19 protein-coding genes are annotated in these 21,798 nt (G+C 72.3%); 11 read left to right on the top strand and 8 right to left on the bottom strand.

What is annotated here, in order from left to right; translation table 11 throughout:
• Window positions 1–7 precede the first annotated feature (7 nt).
• Window positions 8–1,279, top strand: coding sequence for a beta-ketoacyl-ACP synthase II (fabF, locus tag ACWGDB_RS11030; protein WP_453822149.1), 1,272 nt, complete (start codon window positions 8–10; stop codon window positions 1,277–1,279).
• Window positions 1,280–1,345: 66 nt separating this feature from the next.
• Here the strand turns inward: fabF and ACWGDB_RS11025 are convergent, their stop codons facing one another.
• Window positions 1,346–1,840, bottom strand: a complete 495-nt coding sequence (locus tag ACWGDB_RS11025; RefSeq protein ID WP_453822148.1) for a DUF3145 domain-containing protein — start codon at window positions 1,838–1,840, stop codon at window positions 1,346–1,348.
• 256 nt (window positions 1,841–2,096) lie between these two features.
• Between ACWGDB_RS11025 and ACWGDB_RS11020 the strand changes: the two genes are divergently transcribed.
• Both ACWGDB_RS11020 and ACWGDB_RS11015 read left to right on the top strand, forming a co-directional pair.
• On the top strand, window positions 2,097–2,981 hold the full coding sequence (locus ACWGDB_RS11020) for an SGNH/GDSL hydrolase family protein (protein WP_453822147.1): 885 nt from the start codon (window positions 2,097–2,099) through the stop codon (window positions 2,979–2,981).
• A gap of 10 nt (window positions 2,982–2,991) precedes the next feature.
• On the top strand, window positions 2,992–3,969 hold the full coding sequence (locus ACWGDB_RS11015) for an aldose epimerase family protein (protein ID WP_453822146.1): 978 nt from the start codon (window positions 2,992–2,994) through the stop codon (window positions 3,967–3,969).
• Window positions 3,970–4,060: 91 nt separating this feature from the next.
• Here ACWGDB_RS11015 and ACWGDB_RS11010 read toward each other — a convergent pair whose 3' ends face one another.
• Window positions 4,061–6,499, bottom strand: coding sequence for a beta-glucosidase (locus ACWGDB_RS11010; RefSeq protein WP_453822145.1), 2,439 nt, complete (start codon window positions 6,497–6,499; stop codon window positions 4,061–4,063).
• Between the two features lie 102 nt (window positions 6,500–6,601).
• Between ACWGDB_RS11010 and ACWGDB_RS11005 the strand changes: the two genes are divergently transcribed.
• A complete protein-coding gene (locus ACWGDB_RS11005) occupies window positions 6,602–7,183 on the top strand; it encodes a TetR/AcrR family transcriptional regulator (protein ID WP_453822187.1) in 582 nt (193 codons plus the stop codon).
• Here the strand turns inward: ACWGDB_RS11005 and ACWGDB_RS11000 are convergent.
• Window positions 7,155–7,556, bottom strand: coding sequence for a RidA family protein (locus ACWGDB_RS11000; protein ID WP_453822144.1), 402 nt, complete (start codon window positions 7,554–7,556; stop codon window positions 7,155–7,157). The two genes, ACWGDB_RS11005 and ACWGDB_RS11000, sit on opposite strands and share 29 nt — an antisense overlap.
• Window positions 7,557–7,605: 49 nt before the next feature.
• Between ACWGDB_RS11000 and ACWGDB_RS10995 the strand changes: the two genes are divergently transcribed.
• A complete protein-coding gene (locus ACWGDB_RS10995; protein ID WP_453822186.1) occupies window positions 7,606–8,568 on the top strand; it encodes a LysR family transcriptional regulator in 963 nt (320 codons plus the stop codon).
• Window positions 8,569–8,673: 105 nt separating this feature from the next.
• Window positions 8,674–9,942 (top strand): pyroglutamyl peptidase, encoded by a 1,269-nt coding sequence (locus ACWGDB_RS10990; protein ID WP_453822143.1) that lies wholly within the window; start codon window positions 8,674–8,676, stop codon window positions 9,940–9,942.
• Between the two features lie 78 nt (window positions 9,943–10,020).
• On the opposite strand, the gene ACWGDB_RS10985 is transcribed toward ACWGDB_RS10990, so the two are convergent.
• Both ACWGDB_RS10985 and ACWGDB_RS10980 read right to left on the bottom strand, forming a co-directional pair.
• Window positions 10,021–10,830 carry an EI24 domain-containing protein gene (locus ACWGDB_RS10985; protein WP_453822142.1) on the bottom strand — a complete coding sequence of 270 codons (810 nt, stop codon included), beginning with the start codon at window positions 10,828–10,830 and terminating at the stop codon, window positions 10,021–10,023.
• Window positions 10,831–10,923: 93 nt separating this feature from the next.
• Window positions 10,924–11,787 (bottom strand): hypothetical protein, encoded by an 864-nt coding sequence (locus ACWGDB_RS10980; RefSeq protein ID WP_451167058.1) that lies wholly within the window; start codon window positions 11,785–11,787, stop codon window positions 10,924–10,926.
• A gap of 168 nt (window positions 11,788–11,955) precedes the next feature.
• Between ACWGDB_RS10980 and ACWGDB_RS10975 the strand changes: the two genes are divergently transcribed.
• Together ACWGDB_RS10975 and ACWGDB_RS10970 are read left to right on the top strand one after the other, a co-directional pair.
• A complete protein-coding gene (locus tag ACWGDB_RS10975) occupies window positions 11,956–14,562 on the top strand; it encodes a M14 family zinc carboxypeptidase (RefSeq protein WP_453822141.1) in 2,607 nt (868 codons plus the stop codon).
• A gap of 9 nt (window positions 14,563–14,571) precedes the next feature.
• On the top strand, window positions 14,572–15,723 hold the full coding sequence (locus tag ACWGDB_RS10970) for a serine hydrolase domain-containing protein (protein WP_453822140.1): 1,152 nt from the start codon (window positions 14,572–14,574) through the stop codon (window positions 15,721–15,723).
• A 70-nt stretch (window positions 15,724–15,793) separates the two neighbouring features.
• Here the strand turns inward: ACWGDB_RS10970 and ACWGDB_RS10965 are convergent, their stop codons facing one another.
• On the bottom strand, window positions 15,794–16,213 hold the full coding sequence (locus ACWGDB_RS10965; protein ID WP_383595717.1) for an organic hydroperoxide resistance protein: 420 nt from the start codon (window positions 16,211–16,213) through the stop codon (window positions 15,794–15,796).
• A gap of 106 nt (window positions 16,214–16,319) precedes the next feature.
• Window positions 16,320–17,318: an NADP-dependent oxidoreductase gene (locus ACWGDB_RS10960; protein WP_453822139.1), complete on the bottom strand. Its 999-nt coding sequence runs from the start codon at window positions 17,316–17,318 to the stop codon at window positions 16,320–16,322.
• 102 nt (window positions 17,319–17,420) lie between these two features.
• Here ACWGDB_RS10960 and ACWGDB_RS10955 point away from each other — a divergent pair, with 102 nt between their 5' ends.
• From ACWGDB_RS10955 to ACWGDB_RS10945, 3 genes are all read left to right on the top strand, one after another.
• Complete coding sequence (locus tag ACWGDB_RS10955) at window positions 17,421–17,861, top strand: MarR family winged helix-turn-helix transcriptional regulator (RefSeq protein ID WP_453822138.1); 441 nt, start codon at window positions 17,421–17,423, stop codon at window positions 17,859–17,861.
• Window positions 17,862–18,160: 299 nt separating this feature from the next.
• Window positions 18,161–20,803 (top strand): LuxR C-terminal-related transcriptional regulator, encoded by a 2,643-nt coding sequence (locus ACWGDB_RS10950; RefSeq protein ID WP_453822137.1) that lies wholly within the window; start codon window positions 18,161–18,163, stop codon window positions 20,801–20,803.
• Window positions 20,804–20,859: 56 nt separating this feature from the next.
• Window positions 20,860–21,057: a hypothetical protein gene (locus ACWGDB_RS10945; protein WP_328881926.1), complete on the top strand. Its 198-nt coding sequence runs from the start codon at window positions 20,860–20,862 to the stop codon at window positions 21,055–21,057.
• 9 nt (window positions 21,058–21,066) lie between these two features.
• Here ACWGDB_RS10945 and ACWGDB_RS10940 read toward each other — a convergent pair whose 3' ends face one another.
• On the bottom strand, window positions 21,067–21,480 hold the full coding sequence (locus ACWGDB_RS10940; RefSeq protein ID WP_453822185.1) for an SHOCT domain-containing protein: 414 nt from the start codon (window positions 21,478–21,480) through the stop codon (window positions 21,067–21,069).
• Between the last annotated feature and the right edge of the window lie 318 nt (window positions 21,481–21,798).

Below are 21,798 nucleotides of genomic sequence, written 5' to 3'. Positions count from 1 at the left end.
AATTCCCGTGAGCTCGACCAATCGCACCGTGGTCGTCACCGGTATCGGCGCAACCACACCGCTGGGTGGCGACGCAGCCTCTACCTGGGAGGGCCTGATCGCCGGACGTTCCGGTGTCAAGCCCCTGGAGCAGGACTGGGCCGCCGACCAGGCGGTCCGTATCGCCGCGCCGGTCGCGGTGGAGCCGACCGAGGTCATCCCGCGGCCGCAGGCCCGCCGGCTGGACCGCTCGGCGCAGTTCGCGCTGATCGCCGCGCAGGAGGCCTGGAAGGACGCCGGCTTCGAGGCGAAGGCCGGGGAGGACAGCACTGTCGACCCGGACCGCCTCGGCGCGGTCATCGCCTCCGGCATCGGCGGCGTGACGACCCTGCTCGACCAGTACGACGTGCTCAAGGAGAAGGGCGTCCGCCGCGTCTCCCCGCACACCGTCCCCATGCTGATGCCGAACAGCCCGTCCGCAAATGTGGGTCTGCTCGTGGGCGCCCGCGCGGGTGTGCACACGCCGGTCTCCGCCTGTGCGTCGGGCGCCGAGGCCATCGGCTACGCCATCGAGATGATCCGCTCCGGCCGTGCCGACATCGTCGTCGCGGGTGGCACGGAGGCGGCGATCCACCCGCTGCCGATCGCCGCGTTCGGCAACATGATGGCGATGTCCAAGAACAACGAGAACCCGCAGGGTGCGTCGCGTCCCTACGACGTCGCCCGCGACGGCTTCGTCCTCGGTGAGGGCGCCGGCGTGATCGTCCTGGAGTCCGCCGAGCACGCGGCCAAGCGCGGTGCCCGCGTGTACGCCGAGGCGGTCGGGCAGGGCATCTCCGCCGACGCCCACGACATCGTGCAGCCCGAGCCCGAGGGCCGCGGCATCTCGCACGCGCTGCAGAACCTACTGGACCGCAACGACCTGGACCCGACGGAGATCGTGCACGTCAACGCGCACGCCACGTCGACGCCGGCCGGTGACATCGCCGAGCTCAAGGCGCTGCGGAAGGTGTTCGGCGACGACGCCGACCACATGGCGGTGTCCGCGACGAAGTCGATGACCGGGCATCTGCTCGGTGGCGCCGGTGGCGTCGAGACGGTGGCGACGGTGCTCGCGCTGTACCACCGGGTCGCTCCGCCGACCATCAACGTCGAGAACCTCGACCCGGAGGCCGAGGCGAACGCCGACGTCGTCCGCGGTGAGGCGCGCAAGCTGCCCGTCGAGGGCCGGATCGCCGCGCTGAACGACTCGTTCGGCTTCGGCGGCCACAACGTGGTGCTGGCGTTCAGGACGGTCTGAGCAGCGCCCGTACGTACGTGAAGGGGCCCCACCTCTCGAGGTGGGGCCCCTTCACGTGTCCAGGTGTCAGACCACCTGGTGCAACCAGCGCACCGGCGCTCCCTCACCCGCGTACCGGAACGGCTCCAACTCGTCGTCCCACGGCTTCCCGAGCAGCTTGGCGATCTCTGCCTCCAGGTCGGTCTCGCCGTGCTGGGAACGGGCCAGAGCGGCGCGCAGGCGGTCCTCCGGGATGAGGATGTCGCCGTGAATACCGGTGACCGCGTGGAAGATGCCCAGGTCGGGGGTGCAGCTGTAGCGCTCGCCCTCGGCGGTGGGGCAGGGCTCGGCCGTGACCTCGAAGCGCAGGAGGTGCCAGCCGCGCAGGGCGGAGGCCAGCTTGGAGGCGGTGCCCGCCTCGGCCTGCCAGGAGAACTCCGAGCGCCAGGTGCCGGGCGCGGCCGGCTGCCGGATCCAGTCGAGGTTGACGCGCGTGCCGAGCACCCCGGCGACGGCCCACTCGACATGCGGGCACAGCGCGCGCGGCGCGGAGTGCACGTACAGAACTCCACGTGTCGTCACCGGGACCTCCGGGCAGAGCGGACATCTTGCGAACTGGCGGACGATAGTGGCCGGGCAGCCACGTTGATGGCGAGGCTACCGTGCGGCGGCGCAAGGAGTGTGACGTACCGTCGGTCCAGGTGCCGGGAAACGCCCGCCATTCACCCGGCAGGACGCTTGTACGGGTGTGAGCCGTTGCATGAGACGGGCGGGAACCCTCGTGCGTTGTTATTGGTTGTGAACCATGACAGGGCCGAGTGAGGGGATGGACCGGGGTATGCGCAAGCGACGGCACCTCTCGCGCGCTGTCCTCGCCGCCGTGACCGCGGCCGTCCTGGGCGTGGCCGGTTGTGACGCCGTCGGCGGCAACTCGCCGGAGCCGTCCGGCAGCGACGCGCCGAGCGCCCGGCCGAAGCCGACGCCGACCTGGGACCGCAGCCCCGCCTCGATCGCGGCCGTGGGCGACTCCATCACGACCGGTTTCGACGCCTGTTCGGTCCTGTCGGACTGCCCCGAGGTCTCCTGGGCCACCGGCAGCAGCCCCCGCGTCGACAGTCTCGCCGTACGGCTGCTGGGCAGGGCGAAGGCGGCGGAGCGGAGCTGGAACTACGCGGTGACCGGGGCGCGGATGGCCGACGTGGCCGGGCAGATGGCACAGGCGGTGACGCGCAGGCCGGAGTTGGTGGCGGTGATGGCGGGGGCGAACGACGCCTGCCGGGACACCACCGACGCGATGACGTCGGTGGCCGACTTCCGGACGCAGTTCGAGGACGCGATGGGCACACTGCGCGAGGCGCTGCCGAAGGCTCAGGTCTATGTCGCGAGCGTGCCGAATCTGCTGCGCCTGTGGGAGCAGGGCCGTACGAGCCCGATGGGCAAGCAGGTGTGGAAGCTCGGCATCTGCCCGTCGATGCTGGGCGACGCCGACTCCCTCACCGCGGCGGCGAATCAGCGGCGCGCGACGGTGCAGGAGCGGGTCGAGGCGTACAACGACGTGCTGGAGCAGGTCTGCGCGAAGGACCGCCGGTGCCGGTTCGACGACGGCGCGGTGTACGAGTTCCGCTTCGGCGGCAAGCAGCTGAGCCAGTGGGACTGGTTCCATCCGAGTGTGAACGGTCAGGCACGGCTTGCCGAGATCGCCTACCGGACGGTCACGAACTAGTGTTCCGCTCATGAGCGAACACTTCGGCACACTTTCCGACGGCACAGCGGTCCACCGCTGGACGCTGGAGCGCGCGGGCCTGCGGGTACGGGTGCTGTCGTACGGCGGGATCGTGCAGTCGCTGGAGGTGCCGGACCGGGAGGGGCACGCGGCGAGCGTCGTGCTGGGGTTCGCCGACCTGGACGGTTATCTGTCCCACCCGGGGCCCTACCTGGGCGCCCTGATCGGCCGGTACGCCAACCGGATCGCGCACGGCCGCTTCCCGCTGGACGGCCTGACGTACGCGCTCGACCCCAACGACCCGCCCAACTCCCTGCACGGCGGCGAACGCGGTTTCGACAAGCGGGGGTGGGAGATGACGCCGGTCGAGCACGGTGTGCGCCTGAGCCGGGTCAGCCCGCATGGCGAGGAGGGCTTCCCGGGGCGGCTGGAGGTCTCGGCGACCTACACCCTGTCGTCGGACGGGGCGCTGCGGATCGCGTACGAGGCGGTGACGGACGCGCCGACCGTGGTGAACCTGACCAACCACAGTTACTTCAACCTCGCCGGGGCGGGGTCGGGCAACGCGAGCGGCCATGAACTGCGGCTCGCCGCCTCCCGGTACACCCCGGTCGACGCGGGCCTGATCCCGACCGGCTCCCTGGACGAGGTCGCGGGCACCCGCTTCGACTTCCGTCAGGCGCGGAAGGCCGGCGCCGGGTACGACCACAACTTCGTGCTGGACAAGGGGGTGACGGGCGCCGCGGAGGAGGTCGCCGAGCTGTACGACCCGTCGACCGGGCGGGCGCTGACGGTGTCGACCACCGAGCCCGGGCTCCAGCTGTACACCGCCGAGCACCTGACCGAGCCCTTCGCCCCGGGCGACGGCATCGCGCTGGAGACCCAGCACTTCCCCGACTCCCCGAACCGGCCGGACTTCCCGAGCACGGTACTGCGACCGGGCGAGGTGTTCCGGTCGGAGACGGTGTACGGCTTCTCGGTCCGTTAGCGGGAGTGCGGGCCCCTGCCCGCTCGGGGACGAGCCCCGGCCCGGGCGTCAGGACCCGGACCGGGGCTGTTCCTGGGGCACTTCTCCCGCACTAGACGTTAATCGTCGCCGTCACCCGACGGTCGGCGATCGAGCGGCTCACCTGGATCTCGTACGAACCCTTCACAAACATCCACGAATTGGTCTGCTCGTCCCACATCGCGAAGGAGCGGCGCGGAAGGTCGATCACGGCCTCGGCCGTCTCCCCCGGCCCCGCGGTCACGCCCGCGAATCCGGCCAGCCGGCGCGCGGGGCGGTCGGTGCCCGGCTCGGCCGGCGCCAGGTAGACCTGCACGACCTCACGCCCCGCACGCTCGCCGGAGTTGCGGAGGCGGACCGTCACGGTGGTGCCCTCGACCTTGACGGACTCGTACGTCCACTCGGTGTAGCCGAGGCCGTGCCCGAAGGGGTACGAGGGGACCCGGCTCTCCTTCTCCCAGGCGCGGTAGCCGATGAAGACGTCCTCGCTGTACGGGAGTTCGCCGGCCGAGGGGACCACCTGGGTGACCGGGGCGTCGGCCAGGGAGCCCCAGGTGGTGGGCAGGCGCCCGCCCGGCTCGTGGGCGCCGGTGAGGACGTCCGCGAGTGCCGCGCCGGCCTCCTGGCCGGGGAACCAGCCGAGCAGCAGGGCGGCGACGTCCTCACGCCACGGCAGCTCCACCGGGGAGCCGGAGTTGACGACCACGACGGTGTGGGGATTGGCGGCGGCGACGGCGCGGACCAGGTCGTCCTGGCGGCCGGGCAGAGCGAGGTCCGTGCGGTCGAAGCCCTCGGACTCGACGCGGTCGGTGGTGGCGACCACGACGACGGCCGTGTCGGCGCTGCGGGCGGCCTCGACGGCTTCGGCGATCAGCTCGTCGGGGTCACGCTGCGGCTCCTGGTGCGCGAGGGTGAAACCGACGACCCTCAGCGGGACGGCCTCGGGGAACTCGACGACGTGGGTGAGGGAGACCTCGACCGGTGCGCCGGCGGTGAGTTCGGGCTGGGCGAGGGGGACGGGGGCGCCGAAGAAGGCGGCGAAGGGGTCCTCCTTGGCGGGGCGCTGGACGTCGTCGTAGTACGTGGTGCCGTCGATCGTGAGCCTGAAGGCGCCGATGCCCTTGATGCCGAAGGTGTGCGGGCCGGTGGCGCGCGGGGTGAAGGCGCCGGTCAGTTCGACGGTGCGCAGAGCATCGTGGGTCACACCCTCGGGGAGGTCGCTGCCCATCCACTGGATGTGGCCGTTGGGGGCGGAGCCGGTGCCGATGACGTTCCCGTCGGCGTCCCGGCACACGGCCCGCAGCTCGAAGCCCTTGTCGGCGATGCCGAGTTCGGTGTTCGGGTCCGCGCCGACGGCGTAGGTGAGGGTGCCGTCGGGGAGGGCGGCGGTGAGGCCGTCGAGCGGGGAGACGATCCGGTCGGGGAAGACGGTGGCGGAGCCGCCGCCCAGCACGCGGGCGTCCCGGGCCGCCGCGCCGATCAGCGCGACGGTGCCGTTCGGCCGCAGCGGCAGGGCGCCGTCCCGGTTGCGGACCAGGACGAAGGAGCGGCGGGCGATCTCGCGGGCGAGTTCGGGGCCGTCGACGGTCTCGGGAAGGTCGGTGACGACGGGCTCGGCACCGGCGAGGATCCCGACGCGGGCGGCGAGCCGCAGGACGTTGCGCACGGCGTCGTCGACCTTGGCCTCTGCCACCTTCCCGTCCCGTACGGCCTGGGCGAGGGGCTCGCCGTACACGGTCTGCGGGCCGGGCATGGCGACGTCGAGGCCGCCCTCGATGGCGCCGACGGTGGACCGGGCGGCCATCCAGTCCGAGACGTTGTAGCCGTCGAAGCCCCATTCCCCGCGCAGGACTTCGTTCACGAGGTGGTGGTGCTCGCTCATCGTCGTGCCGTTGACCGTGTTGTAGGCGGTCATGATGCCCCAGGGGCGGGCGTTCTCGACGATGATCTCGAAGGGCGCCAGATACAGCTCGCGCAGGGCGCGTTCGGAGACGAGGTTGTTGACGGTGAAGCGCTCGGTCTCGGCGTCGTTGGCGACGAAGTGCTTCACGGTGGTGCCGACGCCGCCGGACTGGACGCCGCTGACATAGCCGGCGCCGATCGTCCCGGTCAGGTAGGGGTCCTCGCTGTACGCCTCGAAGTGGCGGCCGCCGAGCGGGGAGCGGTGGAGGTTGACGGTGGGGGCGAGCAGGACGTGGACGCCCTTGCGGCGGGCCTCCTGGGCGAGGAGGGTGCCGGCGCGACGGGCGAGGTCCGGGTCCCAGGTGGCGGCGAGGGCGGTGGGCGAGGGCAGCGCGACGGACGGGTCGTCGGCGGTCCAGTGCACGCCCCGGACGCCGATCGGGCCGTCGGACATGACGAGGGACCGCAGGCCGATCTCGGGCAGTGCGGGCAGGGTCCAGGTGTCCTGGCCGGAGAGCAGCCGCGCTTTCGCGTCGAGGTCGAGCGCGGCGAGGGCGGCCTCCACGGCCGCCTCGCGCGCTTCGTCGGCCTGGGTACGGGTTCCCGCCATCGCGGTGCCTCCTCGTTGAGTCCGGGCTGTGCCTCCATCCTGCATCGGCCACCTGTAGGCCGGTAGGTTTCGTTATCTTGACGTTATATTATGAGCACGACGATGCCGTACGGTGACGCCATGAACGCCAGGGTCAGAAGCGAGGAGCGCCGCGCCGAGATCGTCCGGGCGGCCCTGGAGGTGATCGCCGAGCGCGGTTACCGGGGGGCGAGCCTCGCCGCGGTGGCCGAGCGGGTCGGACTCACCCAGCAGGGGCTGCTGCACCACTACCCCACCAAGGAGGCGCTGCTCGTCGCCGTGCTCCAGGAGCGGGACCAGTGGGACGCCGTACCCGACACCCGGTGGCGGATCGACCTGCTCGCCTCCCTCGTCGAGTACAACGCGATGCGGCCCGGCATCATCCAGACCTTCTCGGCGCTCCTCGGCGAGAGCGTGACCGAGGGGCATCCCGCGCGCGAGTACTTCACCGAGCGGTACACGCGCGTGCGGGCGGCCATGGCGGAGGTCCTGCGCGCCGAGTACGGCGACCGGCTGCCGAACGGGCTGACCCCGGAGCGTACGGCGCCCTTGCTGGTGGCCGTCATGGACGGGCTGCAGTACCAGTGGCTCCTGGACCCGGAGTCGGTGGACATGCCGGGCGCGTTCCGGGACTTCCTCAGACTGCTGGGCGAGAACGCGGACTGACCGCCGCGACCACCTCGACCTCCACCCGGGCCTCCGCCCTGAACAGCCTCGGCACCTCGAAGGTCATGCTGGTGGGCGGGGTGCCGGTGAGGAACTGCCGCCGTACGGTGCCGTATTCGTCCAGGGTGCCGATGTCGGTGAGACAGGTGCGGATGTTGATGACGTCCGCGAGCGTGGCGCCGTGGGCCTCCAGCAGGGCGGCGAGGGTCTCGAAGACGCCGCGGGTCTGCTCGGCGACCGTGGCGCCGTCGGCGATCTGCCCGGAGACGAACAACAGCGCGCTGCCGTCGGCGTGTTCGACGCGGGCGACCTGGGAGTAGTACGGGCTCAGGGGCTGGGGCGCGGCGGGCGGGTTGTCGACGGTGATCTGCATGCCGTCGACGCTAGGCCCGGTCTTGAGATGCGACAAGCGAATGTCCAGCATGGCTGCCATGCCGAATCAGCATGAGTCTCAGCATGAACTCCCCGAGGTCTCCAGTGTGTGGTTGAGGGCGTTCCTGGAGGTCGCCCGGCTCGGTTCCTTCACCGGCGCCGCCCGGACCCTCGGGTGGACGCAGTCGGCGGTGTCCCGCCAGATCTCCACGCTGGAAGGGGCCCTGGGCGGCGCCCCGCTCTTCGACCGGCTCCCGCGGGGCGTGCGGCTCACCGAGGCCGGACGGGTTCTGGTGCCGTATGCCGAGGCGGTCACCGAGTCGTTGCACGGGGCCGTTGGGGAGCTGGCCGCCCTGCGCGAAGTGGCGGGCGGGCGGCTGCGGTTCGGTGCCTTCGCCACGGCCGACGCGGGGCTGGTGCCGCAGGCGCTGGCCGCCTTCAGCGCCGCACACCCGCGCGTCCACGTCACCCGCGAGGAGGGCTTCACCCCCGCTCTGCTGGACCGGCTCACCGCGGGCCATCTCGACCTCGCGGTCGTCTCGACCACGGGCCGCGCCCCGCTGGAGGCGTACGAACTCCACCACCTGCTCGACGAGTCCCTGTACGTCGCCGTCCCCGCCGGTCATCCGCTGGCCGGCGGCGGCCCCGTCCGACTCGGCCGGCTCGCCGACGCCGAATGGATCTCCGGCAGCTCCCGCCCCGAGGGCACCCTCCTCGACGTGGCCCTGCGGCAGGGCTTCCGGCCGCGTGTCGCGCACGTCGTCGGCGAGTGGACCGCCAAGCAGGGGTACGTCGCCGCCGGCCTCGGTGTGGCGCTGGTCCCGGCGCTGGCCGCGGCGTCCGTGCGCCCCGACGTCCGGCTGGTACCGGTGCTGGACGAGGGCGGGCCGGCACGGGCCGTGTACGCGGCGACGGTTCGGGGGCGGTCGCCGGTGCCGGCCGTGGAGGCGTTCGTGGGGGCGCTGCGGGCGGCGGCGGGGTCGGTGGGGGTGTCGGCGCGGACCATGGCGTAGCCCCCCACCATGGCGTAGCCCCCTCCCGCCACGCGATACTTCCGGCGTCCCGCACGACACATGCTCTGCCTCACCCCCCACCGTGACGGAAGGACCGTAACTCCCTTGAATTCCATACGTGTTCGGATCGGCGTCCTCTCAGTGGCCCTGCTGGCCGGGCTCTCGGCCCCCACGACCGGAGCCGCTGCCGCCGCCCGGTCCGCCCCCACGCCGACCGTCGAGGAGCAGCGCCTCGACAAGGCCGTTCCCCAGGAGATCCTGCGGCGCTCCGGATTCGACACCTTGGCGGCTCAGTTCGCCGACGACCTGGCCGGCGCGCGCTCCTACGCGCAGGCACACCGGGTCGTCACACGCGAAGGGTCGGCGCTGTGGCGCAGGGCCGTGGACCGGGCGCAGGGGCGGGGTTCGGCAGGAGGTGACCTGAGTCGGGACGACGATCGGCCGTTGTACTGGGCGCGGTTGTCGATGACGCGGGACGTGCGGACGTGGGAGCCGGAGTTCGGGCTGAGCGACGCCCAGCGAGGCGCTCTCATCGGCGCGTTGGAGCGGGTCTCGCGTGGCCAGAACGATGTGCGCCATACGGCCGGGGCGGCCGGCAAGGGCATGAAGCGGATCCTCGTCACCGGGTTCGACCCGTTCACGCTCGACCGGGACATCCGTATCTCCAACCCGTCCGGCGCCACCGCGCTCGCCCTCGACGGCGCGGTGATCGAGACGGCGGAGGGACCGGCCCGGGTGGAGACCGCCGTGTTCCCGGTGCGGTGGCAGGACTTCGCGGACGGCATGGTCGAGCGGGCGCTGCGGCCGTATCTGAAGCAGGTCGATCTGTTCACGACCGTGAGTCAGGGGCGCGTCGGGCGGTTCGACGTCGAGCGCACCAACGGGGCCTGGCGGGGTGGCTTCCAGGACAACGACAACATCGGGCGGACCGAGACGATCCCCGTCGCCGATCCGGCCTCGCAGCCGCAGTGGACCACGACGACGCTGCCGTACCGGGAGATCGTCGCCGCGGACACGGGGCGGTTCCCCGTGTACGACAACACGAGCGTGACCGAGATTCCGGCGGGCGGCACGACCGCGGTCGTACGGCCGGACGGGCCGACGCCGGGCTCCACCGCGCGGGCCGGGGGCGGCGGGGACTACCTCTCCAACGAGATCGCGTACCGGGCGACGCTGCTGCGTGACCGGCTGGGGCTGCACGACTCGCTGCCGGGCGGGCATGTGCACACGCCGGTGCTGCAGTTCGGGGCGGGCAACACGGATCCGGCGACCGGCGCGGTGACGGATCCGGAGTTCGTGCGGAACCGGCTGGACATCATCGCGCAGGTGCGGGGAGTTTTGACGGCCGCGGTGGAGGCGACGGAGGGTTCGTAGGCACCCGGCGCCGGGGCGGGCGTCCCTGGGGGCCTGCGGCCCCCAGACCCCCGCTTCGGCCCTGAACGGGCCTCGTCCTCAAACGCCGGACGGGCTTAGATTGCCTGAACCGGCGCTGGGAACCTCGCCCTCAACTTGCTCCGTCTCCTCCCCCATCAGCTCCCGAGCCATCAGCGTCGCCCCCGCCACCGCGCCCGGCATCAGGAACACCGCGACGAAGGGGACCAGGAAGGCTGCCGCGAGGGGGGCTCCGAAGCCCCAGATCAGGGGCTTGCGGGAGCGGAGCATCGCCAGGCGGTCGCGGAGTTCCACGCGGCGGCGCTGGAGGGCCACCGCCGTGAGTTCCTCGGTGAGGAAGAAGCCGGTGACGAAGACGCCGATCACCGGGACGGCCGTCTGGCCGATGACCGGGATGAAGCCGAGGGCGAAGAGCAGGACGCCCCAGAGGGCGGCGCGCAGGACGATCCGCAGGCTGTCGCGGCCCGAGATCCACAGTTCGCGCCAGAGCGGCAGGCCGGACTCGGGGGCCGTGCCGTCGGGGGAGACGTCCCGGTCGACCTTCTCGGAGAGGTTCTCGTAGAAGGGCTGGCCGATGAGCAGGGTGACAGCCGTGAAGGTGATGACCGAGAGGAGCAGGCCGAGCGCGAACAGGACGGCGGTGAGGAAGCCGCGGAACAGGCCCTGCCATGGGCTCGACCAGTCGTCGGCGAACGGCGTCGACCAGGACACGAAGTCCTCGCCCCAGAGCGCGAGCCCGACCAGCGCGGCCACGTAGAGCACCATGGTGATCAGTCCGGGGATCAGCCCGAAGCCGTACTGCTTGCCGTGCCGGGCCACCCACCGCTGGCCCCTGAGGAGATACCTGAACCCGGTCCCAAGATCGCGCATGCTTCGCACTCTAGTCGGGCCGTGTCACATGGCAGTCACGGTCCCTTCGGGGCCTGGTCACCGCCGCCCCGGCCGCGAAGCCCCGGACGCCGCTCACCCGGGCGTCACCGCCACCACGACCCCCCGGTCGGCCGCCGGGCTCACCGCCGCCGACACCCGTACCGCCACCGCCCGTGCCACCCGCCCCGCGCCCGACGCCCCGGACAGCAGCAGGGGCTGTATCCGTTCCAGCCCGGCGACGAGGAACTCCTCACCGGCGATCAGCGCCGGACGCGCCGCCTTCGTCGTCGCCGCCGCGGCCTCGGTGAGGTCGGCGAGGGGTGGCAGCGTCGCCCGGACGACGTTCGCGCCGGCGGCGGCCGCCCGTTCGGCCAGGGCCACCTGGAGCGGCATCAGGGGCGCGAGCGCGGCCGTCAACGCGTCGGCGATGCGGCGGAGTTCGGGCGACGACTCGCGCAGGACGTCGGCCGCGGCACGGAGCAGCGGGGTCAGCGCGAGCAGCACGCCCGCGGCCAGGCCCGCCGTCGCCGGCAACAGGGGTGACGTCGCCTCGACCAGTTCGCCCAGCGCCGTCGCGAACTCCTCGACCGCCGGCTCCACCGCGTCCAGCACCGGCAGCAGGCTGTCGCCCAGGGCCGCCAGCAGGGCCTGCGCCGGCTCGCTGACGGGGTGGACCGCGAGGGGCGCCCCGCTCGTGCCGAGGCGGGTGAGGGTCTCGACGATGCGGTAGAAGGCCTCCTGGGCCTGCGGCGACGCGCTCGCCTCGGCCAGTTCGGCGGTGGTCTGCCGCAGCACCCGCAGGACCTCGGCGCCCGATCCGTCCCTCGGGTCGAAGGTGTTGATCGCGATACGGGTGAGGTTCCCGGCCGTGTCGAGGAGTTGGCCGGTGATGTCGGTCGTGCTGCGTGCCATGCGGAGTACGTCGTCCCTGCTGGGGATCGAAGGGATCGTTGCCATGGGCTCTGCTCGCCTCCTGCCGCCGCCGGTGCGCTCTCAGCATGCCCCGTCCGGCGGCCCCCGCATGGGCCATCCGGGGCATCCGTGACACCAACTCCCTCTTGTTGCGGTTGAGTCGAACAGGTACACCTCGCCGTACCGATCTCAGGACGTTCCGAGGAGGTACGCGTGCGCACGACGAGAACCGTTCCCGCGAGACCCGTTCCTGCCGGGCCCGTTCCCGCCCGGCCTGTTCTGCTCACCGCCCTCGCCCTCACCACGGCGGGCTCCCTGCTCCTCACCCCGCACACCGCCGTCGCGGATCCCCAGCCCCCGGGCCACCCCCCGGTCCACCGCGAGGCCGCGCTCGACCGGAACGCGGCGCGCACGCCGGCGAGCGCCACCCAGCGGGCCCTGGGCACCGCCGAAGCGCCCTCCGCGGCGATCGGCGACGACAGCCGCGGCTACCCGCGCCGGCAGGTCCTCACCCCCGACGCCGAGAACCCGGCCGACAAATCGATCAAGCTCGGCCTCACCCCGTACCACGCCATCGCGCCGAAGCTGAACGCCCTGCAAGCCCTCGGCGACCGCGTGAGCGTCGAGATCGCGGGCCGGTCGGCGGGCGGGCACCGGCTCTACCTCGTCACCGTCACCGCCCCGGAGACCACCCGCCAGGCCCGCACGCAGGCGCGGATGCGCGGGCTCATCGAGAACGCGCCCGCCCTGGCCGCCAAGTCTCCGGAGGTCAGGAAGAGTTACAAGGCCCCCGTCTTCTTCAACAACAACATCCACGGCAACGAGTGGGAGGGCACCGACGCCAGTCTGAAGCTCATCGAGCGGCTCGCCACCGCCACGGACGCCAGGACGCGCGACCTCCTGTCCCACAGCCGCCTGTACTTCAACATCACCGCCAACCCGGACGGCCGTATCGCCGGGACCCGCGCCAACGCGGGCGGCTTCGACATGAACCGGGACTTCGCCACCGCCGCGCAGCCGGAGACGCGGGCGATGCGGCAGATCATGGTCGACAAGCAGCCGGCCGTCCTGCTCGACCTGCACGGCTACGTCAACGGCACCCTCATCGAGCCCACCACTCCCCCGCACGGCGAGAACTACGAGTACGACCTGTTTCTGAAGAACACCTACGCCAACGCCCTGCGCATGGAGTCCGCCGTCAACGGCCTCGGCTACACGCCGCAGAAGGACGGGGTCCAACCGGCGCAGATCCCCTTCCGGGACCAGGAGGAGGGCTGGGACGACTGGCCGCCGATCTTCACCCCGCAGTACGCGGCCTTCCACGGCACGGTCGCCGCGCACACGGTGGAGATTCCGATGCAGGTGAACAACAACGCCTACAACACGCTGCCGCAGGCCGAGCTGCGGCGCCGCTCCGCGATCAACGTCGACGTCGCCGGGGCCGCCCTGCGCGCCACCCTCGACTTCGTCCGGGAAAGGCGTACGTCACTCGTCGCCGACCAGATCGAGGTCTTCCGGCGGGGAGCGGCGGGCGCCGCGCAGGTGCCGGTGTCCGAGGAGACCGTCCCGGGCGTCCCCGGCATCGGCCCCGAGGACGTCTACACGACCACCTTCCCCCGGGCCTACGTCATCCCGGCCGGCACCGGCGCCCAGCGCTCGGCCCCTGCCGCCGCCCGCCTCGTCGACCACCTCCTGGCCAACGACGTACGGGTGAGCCGCGCGGCCCACTCCTTCCGGCTGGGCGGACGCACGTACGCCAGGGGCTCGTACGTCGTCGACATGCGCCAGCCCAAGCGCGGCCTGGCGAACGTGCTCCTCGCGGACGGGCGGGACATCAGCGACAAGGTCTCGGCGATGTACGACATCTCGGGCTGGAGCCTGGGCCGCCTGTGGGGCGCGGCGGTCGAGACCCTGCCGCGGATGCCGTACGGCACTGCCCTGCGCCCCGTCCGCGCGGCGGCCCCCGTCGCGTACGTCGCCCCGCGCGGTGACCTCCGGCTGAGGCTCGACGACCCGAACGAGGTCGCCGCCCTCAACGCCCTGCTGCGGCAGGGTGTCGAGGTGCGCCGGGCCGCCGACGGCAGCGCGATCGTGCCGGGCTCGGCGCGGCGGCAGGCCCTGGCGGCCGCCCGCGCGCACGACGTCGCCTTCCACACGACGAAGCTCACCGGCACCGCCCCGCTGCACCGCACCCGTGTCGCCGCCGCCGTCACCGCGGGCGAGCTGTTCGCGTTGCGGGAGATGAACTTCGAGGTCACGCCGGTCTCGACGGCCGTGCTGAACGCCGGGTTCGACTGGTCGTCCGTGGACGTGCTGTTCGTGTCGGCGGGGTTGGAGTACGGCGACCTCACCGCCCCCGCCCGCACGGCCCTGGACGCCTTCCTCGACGGTCACGGGCTGGTCGGCCGGGGTGCCACCGGTGCCGCGCTCAACACGGCGACGGGGCTGCTGGCGGCGAAGCCGGTCGAGGGCAACGGGGACGCCAACGGTGTAGTACGCGTAGTGAATTCGGGCAGCTCGCTGATGTCCGGCGCGCCGGGCCACGGCTTCGTCTACGCGCCCGTGTGGTTCACCGGCCTCGGTCCGGGCGTGCGGGTCGAGCAGACGTACGCGACCGGGAACCCGCTCGTCTCCGGGCACTGGCGGGCGGCGGACGGCTCCGGCGGGCCGGCGGACGCGGCGGGGCAGGCTTCGGTGGTGAGCGGGCCGGGAGCCGTGCTGTTCGGCACGGAGCCGCTCTTCCGGGACCACCCCAAGGGAGAATTCGCCCAGGTCGGCAGGGCATTGTTCAGCATGGCGCAGGCCAGTGGCACCAGTTGAGGAGAGCGGATGACACCAGTGATCCACGGCACCGTAGTGGACGGCTTCGAGCGGGTACGTGAGGAGTTCGCCGCGTTCGTTTCGGGTGAACTCCCCGATTACGAGGGCCAGTTGTGCGCCTACGTGCACGGCCGGAAGGTCGTCGACCTGTGGGCCGGTGACGGCTGCGAGGCCGACTCCCTCTACGGCGTGTTCTCGTCCAGCAAGGGCGCCGCTCACCTCGTGGTCGCGCTCCTGATCCAGGAGGGCACGCTCGAACCGGACCGCAAAGTGACGTACTACTGGCCGGAGTTCGGCGCCGAGGGCAAGGGCTCGCTGACCCTGCGCGATCTGCTCGCCCACCGGGCGGGGCTGGTCGGGCTCGACGCCGGGTTCACCGACGAGGAGCTGGCCGACGACCGCGCCATCGCCGAACGCCTCGCCGACCAGCGGCCGTTCTGGCGCCCCGGCACGGCCTTCGGCTATCACGCGCTCGTCATCGGCGCGCTCACCGGCGAGGTCGTCCGCCGTGCCACGGGCCGTACGCTGCAGGAGGTGTACGAGGAGCGGGTCCGGGCGCCGTACGGCCTGGGCTTCCACCTCGGACTGCCCGCGGAGTTGGATCACCGCTACCGCTCCGCGCAGCCGATGGCCCCGACGCCGGAGCAGCAGGCGGTGCTGGACTCGGTGCCGCAGGGGCCGCACACGCTGTCGTCCATCGCCTTCAACACGCAGGTGCCGGAGCCGGGGGGCCTCGCGGACTACCCCAACTCCCGTACCGTGCGCGCAGGCGGTCCCGCGTCGGCGGGCGGCGTCGCCTCCGCGCGCGGGCTCGCCGGCATGTACGCGGCGGCGATCAGCGAGCTGGACGAACGGCCGCCCCTGCTCAAGCCGGACACCATCGCCGAGGTCGGCCAGATCCACTCGACCGGGTACGACCTGGTGGCCCGCGCCCACAAGTCGTACGCCCTCGGCTTCCAGGCGACGGCCGACACCTGGTACCCGTTCCTGGGCGCCGGCACCTTCGGCCACAGCGGCGCCGGCGGCTCCCAGGCCTTCGCCGACCCCCGCAGCGGTCTGACCTACGGCTACACCCGCCGCCGCTGCGCCTTCCCGGGCGGGGCGGCACCGGAGAACCAGCGGTTGGTGCGGGCGGTTCATTCGGCGGCGCTGACGATTTGAGCAGCGTGCACGACAGAGGCCGCACCCCGTGAACCAGGGGTGCGGCCTCCTGCCTTACGGAACGAACCGCTCAGACCAGCGTCACCGTGATGTTGCCGCGGGTCGCCTTCGAGTACGGGCAGACCTGGTGGGCCTTCTCGAGCAGGTTGCGGGCCGTCGCGGTGTCGACGTTCGGGATGGCCGCCGAGATCTCCACGATGATCCCGAAGCCGTCGTCGTTCTTGCCGATGCCGACCTTCGCGGTGACGGTCGAGCCGGTGATGTCGGCCTGCTCCTGGCGGGCGACGACGCCCAGGGCGCCCTGGAAGCAGGCGCTGTAGCCGGCCGCGAAGAGCTGCTCCGGGTTGGTGCCGGCGCCGCTGCCGCCCATCTCCTTGGGCGGGTTCACGACGACGTCGAGCTTGCCGTCGTCGGTGGCGACCCGGCCGTCGCGGCCGTTCTCGGCGGTGGCGACGGCGGTGTACAGGACCTCGGACTGCTGGATGGACATGCGGTGTCTTCCTCCTCGGTCCGCCGCGACTCGCGCCCACGATCGCGACGGATTTCGGAAAGAAGTTACCGCATGTCGGAAAGCCAGCACAGGGCCAGGCCCATCCCTACAGCTTGACGATCATCTTCCCGGTGTTGTCACCGCGCAGCACCCCGAGGAACGCCTCCAGGTTGTTCTCGATGCCCTCGACGAACGTCTCGCGGTACTTCAACTGACCCGAGGCGACCCAGGGGCCGACCTCCTGGACGAACTGCGGCTGCAGGTCGTAGTGGTCGCCGACGAGCAGGCCCTCGATACGGGCGCGGGTCGCGATGAGGCGGGCGAGGTTCTTGGGGCCCGGGGCGGGCTCGGTGTTGTTGTAGACCGAGATCATGCCGCAGACGGCGATCCGGCCATGGAGGTTGATCTGCCCGATGGCGGCTTCCAGGTGGTCGCCGCCGACATTGTCGAAGTAGACGTCGATGCCGTCGGGGGCGGCCTCGCGCAGCTGCTCGGCGACCGAGCCGTTCTTGTAGTTGAAGGCGGCGTCGAAGCCGTACTCCTCCACGAGGAGCTTGACCTTCTCGTCGGACCCCGCGGAGCCGATGACCCGGGAGGCGCCCTTGAGCTTGGCGATCTGCCCGACCTGGCTGCCGACGGCACCGGCGGCACCGGACACGAAGACGGAGTCGCCCTCCTTGAAGACGGCGGTGCGCAGCAGGCCGGCGTAGGCGGTGAGGCCGGTCATGCCGAGGACGCCGAGGTACGTGGACAGGGGCGCGGCGTCCGGGTCGACCTTGACGGCGTTCTTGGCGTCCACCGCGGCGTACTCGCGCCATCCGAAGAAGTGCAGGACGTGGTCGCCGACGGCGATGCCCTCGGCGTTGGACTCGACGACCTCACCGACGGCGCCGCCCTGCATGACCTTGCCGAGCTCGAAGGGGGCCACGTAGGACTTGGCCGCCGACATGCGTCCGCGCATGTACGGGTCGACGGAGAGGTACTTGTTCCGTACGAGCACCTGGCCCTCGCCAAGGGTCGGCATCTCGGCCTCGACCAAGGCGAAGTCCTCGGGCTTGGGCCAGCCGACGGGGCGGGAGAGGAGGTGCCATTCGCGGTTGATCATGGGGGGTGCGCCTTTCCGGTCCGTGCGTTTTTACTTCAGTACCTGAAACAACCATGCTCCTGAATATTTCAGGATGTCAAGTAATGGAGGTACCCTGAGAGCATGGCCACCACTCCGCAGAAGACCCACCGTCCCGATGAAATCACCCTGGACGTCGTCGACCTCATCGGCTCGGTCGTGGCCCGCTATCACGAGGAGTACGAGGAGGCCGCCGCCGAGCACGCCCTGACCGGCGCGCAGGCGCGGCTGCTGAGCCTGCTGTCGCTGGAGCCGCTGCCGATGCGGAAGCTGGCCCAGCGGCTGCGCTGCGAGCCGTCGAACGTGACCGGCATCGTGGACCGGCTGGAGTCCCGCGGGCTGGTGGAACGCCGGCCGGACCCGGCGGACCGGCGCGTGAAGCTGGCCGCGGCGACCGACGAGGGCCGCCGGGTGGCGCGCAGCCTGCGCGACTCCCTGCGGTTCGCCCGGGAACCCCTGGCGGGGCTGTCGGACCAGGAACGGCTGGCCCTGCGCGACCTGCTGCGGCGGATGCTGGACGCCTGACCGGCTGGAGTCCCGCGGGCCGGTGGAACGCCGGCCGGACCCGGCGGACCGGCGCGTGAGCCGGCCGAGACGGGAACTCGGGAGCCGGAACGACCGGCCCTGCGGGACTGGCGCGCCGGATGCCGGACGCCTGGAGGTTCCCCGGGCTCCTGCCCGCCCGGATGATCGCTTGCGGGCGGGCCCGTCCGGGGTGACGATCGGAGGGTGGGTGTTGAGGATGTCGTATCGCTCGGGCATCCACGAGGCGTGTGATGGGTACGCAGTCACGCTCTGCCGACGGGAGCCACGGCGATGCCGCCATGAGGGCGGTGACCCCGGGCGGTGACCCGGTTCTCGCCGCACGGTTCGCCGTGCCGACGGTCCCCCGGACGTTCGTGCGCAGGGCCCGGCTCCTCGATCAGCTGGCCGAGAGCCTGCGCACTCCGCTGACGCTGGTCAACGGGCCCGCTGGAGCCGGCAAGACCCTGCTGGTCGCCGACTGGATCACGACCCGCGAGCCGGGGGACGTCGCCTGGCTGACGGTGGAGCCGGAGGACAGCGCCCCCGGCGTGTTCTGGACCTACGTCCTGCATGCCTTTCGGCATCACGGAATCGCCCTGCCCGAGGACATCGGCAGCCCCGCCCGCCCCGGCGAGGTGGACCACTCGCTGCTCGCGCGGGTCGCGGCCTGGCTGGACGGACGGGACGGGCCGGTGACCCTCGTCCTGGACGAGTTCGACCGGGTGGCCGGGTGCGCCGAGGTGGCCGACGGACTGCAGTTCGTGCTCCGCCACGCGGGCGACGGCCTGCGCCTGATCGTCGTCAGCCGTACGGAGCCGCTGCTGCCGCTGTACCGCTATCGGGCCGCCGGTGAGCTCGTCGACATCCGGGGCGCCGATCTGGCGTTCCGCGCCGAGGAGACGGCTGCCCTCGCCGACCGGCACGGGCTGGCGCTGTCGCGCGCCGCCGCGCGCCTGCTGACCGCGCGCACCGGAGGCTGGGCGGCGGGACTGCGGCTGAGCACCCTGGCCGCCCAGCGCGCCGACGACCCGGAGGGCTTCCTGGCGGAGTTCGAGCCGGGGCGCAGTACGGTGGCCGACTTCCTGCTCGGCGAAGTGCTCCGCGCCCACCCGCCCGAGACCCAGGATCTGCTCCTGCGCGCGAGCATCCTGGAGAAGATCCACCCCGATCTGGCCAACGCCCTCACCGGCCGGGCCGACGCGGAGCCGATTCTGGAGGGCCTGCAACGGGCGAACGCGTTCGTCGAGCCCATCGGGCACTCCTGGTACCGGCTGCACCCACTGTTCGCCGAGATCCTGCGAGTCCATCTGGGCGTCCGCCATCCCGGCCTGGCGCCCGAGCTGCATCGCACGGCCGCCCACTGGCTGAGCCGGGCGGGACTGCTCGACGAGGCACTGTCGCATGCGGCGGACGCGGGTGACTGGGAGCTGGCCGCGGACGAGTTCATCGGCCGGCTGGCGATCGGCCGGCTGCTGACGGGGCTGTCCGCCCAGCGGCTGGACCGCCTGTTCGCCAGGATGGCGCCGGAGGCGTCCGGGCCGGCCCCCGATCTGGTGCGCGCGGCGCGCGAGTTGGCCCATCACGACATCGAGCGGGGCATCACCTACCTGGGGCGGGCGGAGGAGAACCTGCCCGACGGCGACTCCGCCGACGCGGCCGCGGTGCGGCTGAGCTGTGCGGTGCTGCGGGTGCTGGCCGCCCGGGTGGCGGGCTCGGCGGACCTGGCCGAGCTGGCGGCCAAGGCCGCCGCGGAGGCGGAGCGGGCCCTGCCCGCCGACCGGCTGGAACAGTGTCCGGAGCTGACGGCCCTCATGCTCACCGACCTCGGATCGGCGCAGCTGTGGGCGGGCCGCTTCGATGCCGCGCGCTCGACGCTGTCCGACGCCGTCCGCTCCCCCCAGGAGCCCTCGACGGCCTTCGCCCGGCACGAGGCGCTCAGCAGGCTGGCGCTGATCGACTTCCTGCAGGGCCGACCCGGCCACGCCGAGTCGCATGCCAGGGGCGCGGTCGCCGAGGCGGAGCACTCGGGGCTGCCGGTGTCCGACCGGACCGGGATGGCCCAGCTCGTGCTGGCCGCCGTGGCCATCGACCGCGACGACCTGGCGGACGCCCAGGGCCACCTCGACCGGGCCGCCGCCTCGTCCGCCGCCTCCCGCGATCCCGTCGTGGCCGTGGAGCTGGCGATCCTGCGTTCCCGGATGCTGTTCGCGAAGGGGGACCCCCGCTCGGCGCTGCTGGCTCTCGACGACATGACGAAGCAGCCGCTGGTCTCCGCCGAGCCCTCCCCGTGGGTGAGCGACCGCATCGCGATGGCCATGGCCGCGGCGCATCTGGCCGACGGCGATCCGAAGGCCGCGGTGAAGGTCTTCGAGGACCGCCCGGCCCACGGCCCGGAGAGCCTGGTCGCCGAGGCCCGGGCGCGGGTCGCCGCCGGCGAGGGCGAACACGCCCTGCGCATCCTCGACGAACTCGAACTGCCCGAGCACCGCGCCCCCGGGCCCGTCATCGACGTATGGGTTCTGCTGACCCGTGCGCAGGCCGCCGACGCGCTCGGCGACTCCGCCGCCGCCGAGAGCCTGCTGATGCGGGCCCTGGCCGCCGCGCGCCCGCATCACCTGAGGCGGCCGTTCCTGGACGCCGGGGCCTGGGTCAGGCGGCTGCTGCTCCACCGGCCCGCGCCGGCCCGGGAGCACGCCTGGCTGACCGGCACGCTCGCGCCCGGGCGGGAGGAGGCCGTGGGCCCGCGTCCGGAAACGCTCAGCGCGCGGGAGCAGGACGTCCTGGAGCGGTTGGCGCAACTCATGTCCACCGAGGAGATCGCCGCCGACCTGCATCTGTCGGTGAACACGGTGAAGACGCACCTCAAAAGCATCTACCGCAAGCTCGCGGCCACCCGGCGCGGCGAGGCGGTCCGCCGGGCCCGTGAGTTCGGGCTGCTCTGACGTGTCACCTCGCCCGGGTGATGCCACCCGTGCCCCGGGTCGCCGAGCATGAGGTCATGCGCTACGAGATCCGCGTCGACGGGCAGATGTCGGATGAGTTGACCACGGCGTTCCCCGAGTTCGACAGCTTCGTCGTCCCCAACCAGACGGTGCTGTACGGCCAGGTCGACGACGAGGCGCACCTGTACGGCCTGTTGATCCGTTTCCAGTCACTGGGGCTGCGTGTGGCGGAGTTCCGCCGGCTTCCGGAGTGAACGCACGGCTCAGCCCGCGAGCACCTTCGCCTTCGCCCGCTCGTACTCGGCGTCGCTGATGTCGCCGTGGTCGTGCAGCCCGGCGAGCTTGGTCAGCTGGTCCGCGTGGGTCGGCCCGGTGGGCCCGGTGTCCGCGGTCGTTCCGGTCGTCGCGGTGGTCCCGGTCGCCGGGGCGTCGGCGGCCACCTCCTGGACGTAGGAGCGGAACGCCTCCTCCTGCCGCCGCTGCTGGCGCGCGTCGCGCTCACCCATGCCGCGCCCGCGGGCGACCAGATAGATGAACACGCCGAGGAACGGCAGCACACAGACGAAGACCGCCCAGCCCGCCTTGCCCCAGCCGCTCATGCTGTCGTCCCGGAAGATGTCTCCGAAGACCCGGAACAGCATCACGAACCACAGCACCCACAGGAAGAACCAGAGCATCGTCAGGAATGCGTTGAGCAGCGGATAGTCCACGGTCGCCTCCACCTGCCGGCCGTCGTGCGGCCACGGCGGCACTCCAAGCCTGATGTGGTCCACGCTGCGCCTGTCGCCCCGGTACGGCATCACCCGGAGCGGGTGGGGTGCGGCCGCCGACCGCGGCAGCGCGGCGGTCCCCGCCCGGGCGGGCCGCGCGCCCGCTGCCGCCGGGTTTCACCTGTCAGGGGTGAAGCCCCGCTCCGGGCGCTCTCGAAGGATGAACGTGGAGCCGTGTCAGGCGTGCTTCGCCAACCGCGTGCGTACCGGTGGAGGGAGGCAGGC

This window comes from Streptomyces sp. NPDC055013 (assembly GCF_053608645.1).
This window is presented reverse-complemented; position numbering and strand designations above follow the sequence as displayed.